This is a genomic window from Actinomyces sp. oral taxon 849 str. F0330 (assembly GCF_000239715.1).
Lineage (GTDB): Bacteria > Actinomycetota > Actinomycetes > Actinomycetales > Actinomycetaceae > Actinomyces > Actinomyces johnsonii.
Window position 1 is genome coordinate 376,235 of record NZ_JH470348.1, and the last position, 5,870, is coordinate 382,104.

At 71.7% G+C, this 5,870-nt stretch carries 2 protein-coding genes; both read right to left on the bottom strand.

Translation table 11 applies throughout. The features are described 5' to 3' along the window. Nucleotides 1-2,548: ATP-dependent helicase (locus HMPREF0975_RS01570; protein ID WP_009232346.1), on the bottom strand; the 2,548-nt coding region annotated here is incomplete at its 3' end. Then, a partial coding sequence (locus HMPREF0975_RS01575) for a UrvD/REP family ATP-dependent DNA helicase (RefSeq protein ID WP_009232347.1) occupies nt 2,545-5,870 on the bottom strand: 3,326 nt, incomplete at its 5' end. The genes HMPREF0975_RS01575 and HMPREF0975_RS01570, both read right to left, overlap by 4 nt.

Consider the following 5,870-nt stretch of genomic DNA (forward strand, 5'->3'; position numbering starts at 1 on the left):
CCAGGGGCCAGGTGCCCACGTGGCTCAGGGCAACCAGCGGGTTCGGTCGGGAATCGTCGAAGTAGACCCAGCCGTCTCCGTGGACGACGAGCAGGTCGCGTCGTCGGAGCTCGGTGAGGAAGCGCGACGGCGGGCGCGATTTAGAGGCGGTCTTGGACAGGTGGGAGCCGGTCAGGAGGAGCTCGTGGCGGGCCCGAGTGAAGGCGACATAGGCCAGGCGGCGCTCCTCGCGCAGGCTGTGGCGTCCCAGGGCCTCCTTGTAGGTGGTCATGGTCTCAGCCAGAAGGGACTTGTCCGTGACAGCGGGGTCGAGACCACCGACGGAGAAGGGAGGCAGGTCGTCGGCGTCGGCCCGCAGGGGGAACGGGAAGGTCAAGGTGCTGCCCATCCACCCCGTCTCCACTACGCTCAGGTCGACCTTGGCACTGCTGGTGTAGGAGGGGAAGACCTGTTCAACCATGCCGGGCACGGCGACGACATCCCACTCCAGGCCCTTGGCGGCGTGGACGGTGAGGAGCTGGACCGCCCCGGGCGAGGGGTCGACCTCGGGAGCGCTCATGGCGTCCTCGTGCTCCTCGGCGGCGTCGAGCCACTCCAGGAAGCCGGTGAGCGTGGCCGAGTCGGTGTCCGTGGCGAAGGCGAGGGCCGTCTCCTGGAAGGAGTCGAGGGCGCGGTGCCCCATCGGGTTGCCGACTCGGGCGGCGATCTCGATGTCAAGGTCGAGGGCCTGCTCGGCCAGGGCGACAAGGTCGGGAAGGGGCAGGGCGATGGCCTCGCGGACGCGCCTGATCGCCCGGGCGGTGCGCAGGGCGACGGCGAGCCCCGCCGGCGTCAGCTCGACGGCGGTCGCCAGGTTCTCCACCCCCTCCTCGTGCCATCGCAGCAGGGTGTCTAGGGCTTCGCTGATCAGCGGCGAGTCGGCCTCGTCCTGGGCACTTCGGCTCTCCGTAGCGGTCCTGCTCGCCTCCGGGACCGGGCGGACAACCTCGCGGGCCAATGCCGCCAGGGCGCGCAGGTCGCCGGCGCCGATGCCGAAACCGGTCAGAAGCCTGACCACCCGGTCCCCGCGCTCGGGATCGGAGGCGACGGTCAGCAGGGCGCGGACGTCGGCGACCTCGGGGACGTACAGCATCCCGCCCAGGCCCACGATCGTGTAGGGCACACCGGCCGTCTCCAGCTCGGCAGCGATGGGCTCCATCTGCGCCCGACTGCGACACAGGACAGCCATCTCGGCGCTGGGCGACCAGCGCTCGGCGAGGAAGCCGGCGACGGTACGGGCCTCCTCGACGGGATCCTGGAGAAAGGCTCCGTGCACCGTGCCCGGCTTCAGGCCGAAGGCGACGGGCCGGGCCCGCAGGGGCGCGACGGCGATGTGCTCCCCCACCGGATCCCCGTCCTGGATGACGCCGGAGCGCAGGGGCGCCGAGACGGCATTAGCTGCCTCGAGGATAGCGGAGTCATTGCGCCAGGAGGTCGACAGCTCCAGGACGGGGGCGGCGTCGGCCGGCGGTTCCCCGGAGGCGAGGCGGGCGGTTCCGGTGGGATTGAAGCGCTGGTGGAAGGTGTCCAGCGCTCCGGCGCTCGCCCCGCGCCACCCGTAGATGGCCTGATGCGGGTCGCCGACGGCGGTCACCCCGGAGTCGGCGAAGAGCGCGGACAGGAGTCGGACCTGGGCGACCGAGGTGTCCTGGAACTCGTCCAGCAGGACGGCGGGGTACTGTGCTCTTACCTGGGCGGCCGCCTCGGGGACGGACTCGGCGATGGTGCAGGCCAGGGCGATCTGGTCGCCGAAGTCGAGCAGACCGTGGCAGCGCTTGTAGCGCTGCAGCTCGGCGACGACGTCGAGCAGGGCCTCCCACTCGGCCATGACGGCCGGCGCCTTGCCGACCAGTGTCTTGCAGCCCTTGATGGAGGCCAGGGCCGTGAACTGCTCGTTTAGGTCGGCCAGGTTCTCAGCGGCCTCGTCAATGGTCAGCAGGTTCTGACTCAGGGCGTCGCTCAGGACCAGGGCCGCGTTCGCGTTGTGAACGAGGCTCTCGCTGGGCAGAGGGAGCGTGCGCGCCTCGATCAGGGAAGTGACGATCTGCCAGGACCGGGCCTGGGTGATGAGGGCGGAGTCGGGGTCGACGCCGATACGCAGGCCGTGGTCGCGCACCAGTGAGCCGGCGAAGGAGTTGTAGGTGGCGATCATCGGCTCTCCGAGGTCGCCCGCATCGCCGATGCCCCCACCGTCCAGCGCTGTGGTCGGGAGCAGACCGGCTGCTCCCAGGCCAGACAGGCGGGAGGCGACGCGCTGGTCCAGCTCGGAGGTGGCCTTGCGGGTGAAAGTCAATCCAAGGACCTGGTCGGGGCGGACCTGTCCGGTGGCGACCAGGTAGACGACCCGCTGCGCCATCGTAGCCGTCTTGCCCGACCCGGCACCGGCGACGACCAGGAGCGGGCTGAGCCGGTAGGCGATGACGCGCGCCTGCTCCTGAGTGGGGGTGTGGATCCCCAGCGCGATGGCCAGTGACTTCGGGGTGAGCTCGCCGGTGCTGGTAGGGCTCATGAGACGACTCGCCTTCCCTCGACCTGAACGGGACAGGAGTCCTTGACCATGCAGGTGCGGCATTGCTCGCCGGTGCGGGCCTCGATCAGGGGCCCCATGCCGGCCACAGCCGCACTCGCCACGAGATCCTCGGTCCAGTAGTCCTGCCGGAACTCAGCCGGGGCCTCGGCATCATCTGCGGCGCCGCCACCGCTCTCGTCCTCGAGTTCCGGGTCGACGAGGTCGGTATCGAGATCATCACTGGGCAGGCGCAGCACGTAAGGATTGGGATCGAGGGCGGCGCCCACAGGGGCCAGGACGTAGCCGTCCGCGGACCGCCTGGTGGGCTCCTTGCCCAGGAGTACGAGGGCCCCGCCGATGACGTCGAGTCCCTGCGAGCTCAAGGCGAGCTGGTATACCGCGAGCTGAGGGTGGCGATGGGCGGCCCTGGGGACGCGCCGGCCGGTCTTGAGGTCCATGACCCGCACGACGTCGTTCTCCTCATCGCCGTCCGGGCCGTCTTGAGGGGCCTCGCCGAGGTGCTCGAGCCTGTCGATGCGCCCCGAAATCGTCACGGGCAGGATCCGCGGTCCGGAGGCGGGCACCCGTTCCTCCACCCGGCTGCGCACCTCTGGGCTGAGCACCTCCAGCGGAATGTCGAGGTGGGCTCGGACGGGCTGCTCGACGTCGGCGCGAATGCCCAGGGCGTCGCAGTCTTTCAGGTAGGCGTCGAGGCGCTCGATCATGGCGCGGGCGCGGTCAGCGGCCAGGCCGCCCTGCCAGGTGTCGGGGTAGCCGAGGTCGCCCAGGCGCTCTTCGAAGAGCTCCCGCAGGGCGGGACCGCGCAGGTGCTCCCTCTCCGCCTTTTCTGCGACGGCATGAACGAGGCTGCCCAGGGTCTGGGCGTCACCGGCCGGGGCCGAGCCACCGTTGCGTGACAGGAACCATTTGAGCGGGCAGGCGGACAGGCCCTCGACGTCGGAGGGGCTGACCCGTATCCGCTGCCCCTCGGCGACGAGCGGGGTGGTGGAGGTGGGCCCTCCGGCGCCGATCCAGGTGGCGGGGTCGGCACCGGGGACGTTCTGGTCGGCGAGTTCGGCGAGCATCGCGGCGGCCGCCCGGCCGAGTTGGCGTTCGGCGGGGGCGGCGGTCTCCAGACTCCCGGCGACGGCAGCACGGCGCAGCTCCCCCACCAGGCCGCGCAGGGTGAGGTCCCCGGTGTCGGGAGTGATGATGGGTGCACCGTCATCGTCGGCGAGTTGGATTCCAGTGGTCCGAGCGATCTCCATCAGGAAGGGTGAGGGAGCGTGCTCGGCGTCGGCAGTGGCGGTCAACAGGAGACGGCGGGAGGCGCGGGAGAGAGCCATGATGAGCATGCGCCGCTCATCGGCGCGCACCTGCGCCCGGGCAGCCGCGATGGCTCCGTCGTCTCCGTTGTCATCCGCGGTTCCTGCAACGTCGGCACTCACAGGCAGGCGGTCGGTGACGGCGTCGACGAGGAGGCCGGTGCGGGTCAGCGAGTCGCGCAGACGCAGGTCGGGCCAGCGGTCGCGTTCCAGGCCGGTGACCACGACGAATTCCCATTCCTGGCCCGCACAGCGCGCCGGGGTCATGACGGCGACGCCCTCGGGGCGCCTGCCCCGAGGGGCCACTGAGTCGGAGGGGAGGACCTCGGCGTCGAGCTCGGCCAGGAAGCCGCTCGCGTCCTGGCCCGGGTGGCGCTCGGCCCAGACCTCGGCGCGCTTGAACAGGGTGGTGACGACGTCGAGGTCGTGCTCTGCAGCCTCGGACAGGACCGAGCGTGCAGAGTCGCCGGAGGGCCGCAGGGCGGTGGCGCGCCACGCCTCCGCCCGGCCGGAGGCATCCCAGGCGGCCCACAGGAGGGCCTCGACGTCACGAGGGGCATCGGTGACCGTGTCGCGCATGGCGGTGCGCAGGGCCTCGATGATCCGGGAGGCGGTGAAGAGCCGGCCCGCCTGGATGCCGAGGGACTCCCCCTCCAGGGAGCGGGCGAGGGCGCCAGCCCGATCGGCGTCCGTCAACAGGGCCAGGAGCGCAGCGTCGGCGCCGGTCCGCGTGTCCGTTCCTTCGGATGCCTCCGCCTCGCCAGTGCTCGTCGCGAGCTGGGCCGCGTCATGGTCCTGGCGCAGTCTGCGACGCAGTCGGCGCAGGTCCATGGTGGTCAGCCCCACTAGGGGACTGGTGAGCAGGTTGATGGCGGCCTCGCGCTGCGGCGGTTCGCCTCCATCCCCCAGCTGGTCGCGAAGGCCTGCGCGCACGATATCCAGAAGAGCGGCCGCGGCCGGTTCTGCGCGCAGCAGTACCGCGGGTGTGCGGGAGGCCAGGGGCACCCCCCTCCTGCGCAGATCCCTGGCGAGAGCCTCAGCCTCTTTGGCACTCCGGACGATGACCGCCATCTGCGACCAGGGGGTTCCGTGGTGGACGTGCTCGAGCCGCAGCACGCGGGCGACGTGGGCGCGCTCCTGCCAGCTGCTCGAGGCCAGGATCGCCTCGACGCCTGCCGGCGCCGCCGCCCGGTCCTCGTCGGGCGCCTGGAGGATGCGCGATACCGGAGTACGGGGGGCCAGGGTCGTCCGCCGGTGGGCGGCGGTCCCCGTCACCGGGACGCGGGCGCTCTGGTCGGCGACCGCCATCGCGATCATCGGGTCGCCCCGGTAGCAGGTGCTCAGCCGCAGTCGGGTGGCCCCCAGCCCCGAGTTGTCCTCGGCGGCGATCAGCAGGCTGGGCGTACCGCCACGGAAGGTCTCCACCGCAATGTCCGGGTCTCCCACGACCACGATCTGCGCCCGGTGCCCATCGGGGTCCGGGGTGGCCAGGGCCGTCAGGAGCCGAGCGGTGGCGGCCGTGCAGTCCTGGTAGTCATCGACGATGACGAGGTCGGGGACGGGGCGGGGCACGGTGACGCCGTCGGCGCCCCACGTCCGTAGGGATTCCACGGCCCGGTCCTGGAGGCGGGCGGTGTCCATCTTGCGGGTCTGCGCCCTCCTGTCGGCGCTGGGCCTGCCCTGCGCATCCCAGGTGCGCAGGAGCTGCGCGGCCGGCCCCCAGATGGGGACGTCGAGCCGTCGCCCCAGGTCGGCCAGCTCGTCGGCGGTGATGCCGAGCTCTCCGGCGCGCGCCAGAAGGTTGCGCAGTTCGGAGCGGAAGGCCCTGGAGCCGGTCGCCTCGGCGGGGAGCCCCGGCCAACTGATGGCGCTGATCATGGAGGCCAGGACGGAGTCCTCCTCCGCACCGGCCAGGAGGACCGGAGGCGGCAGTGGGTCAGGTCGCCTGGTCAGTGAGGTGGTCAGGATCGTCAGGGCGAGAGCGGCGGGGGTACGCA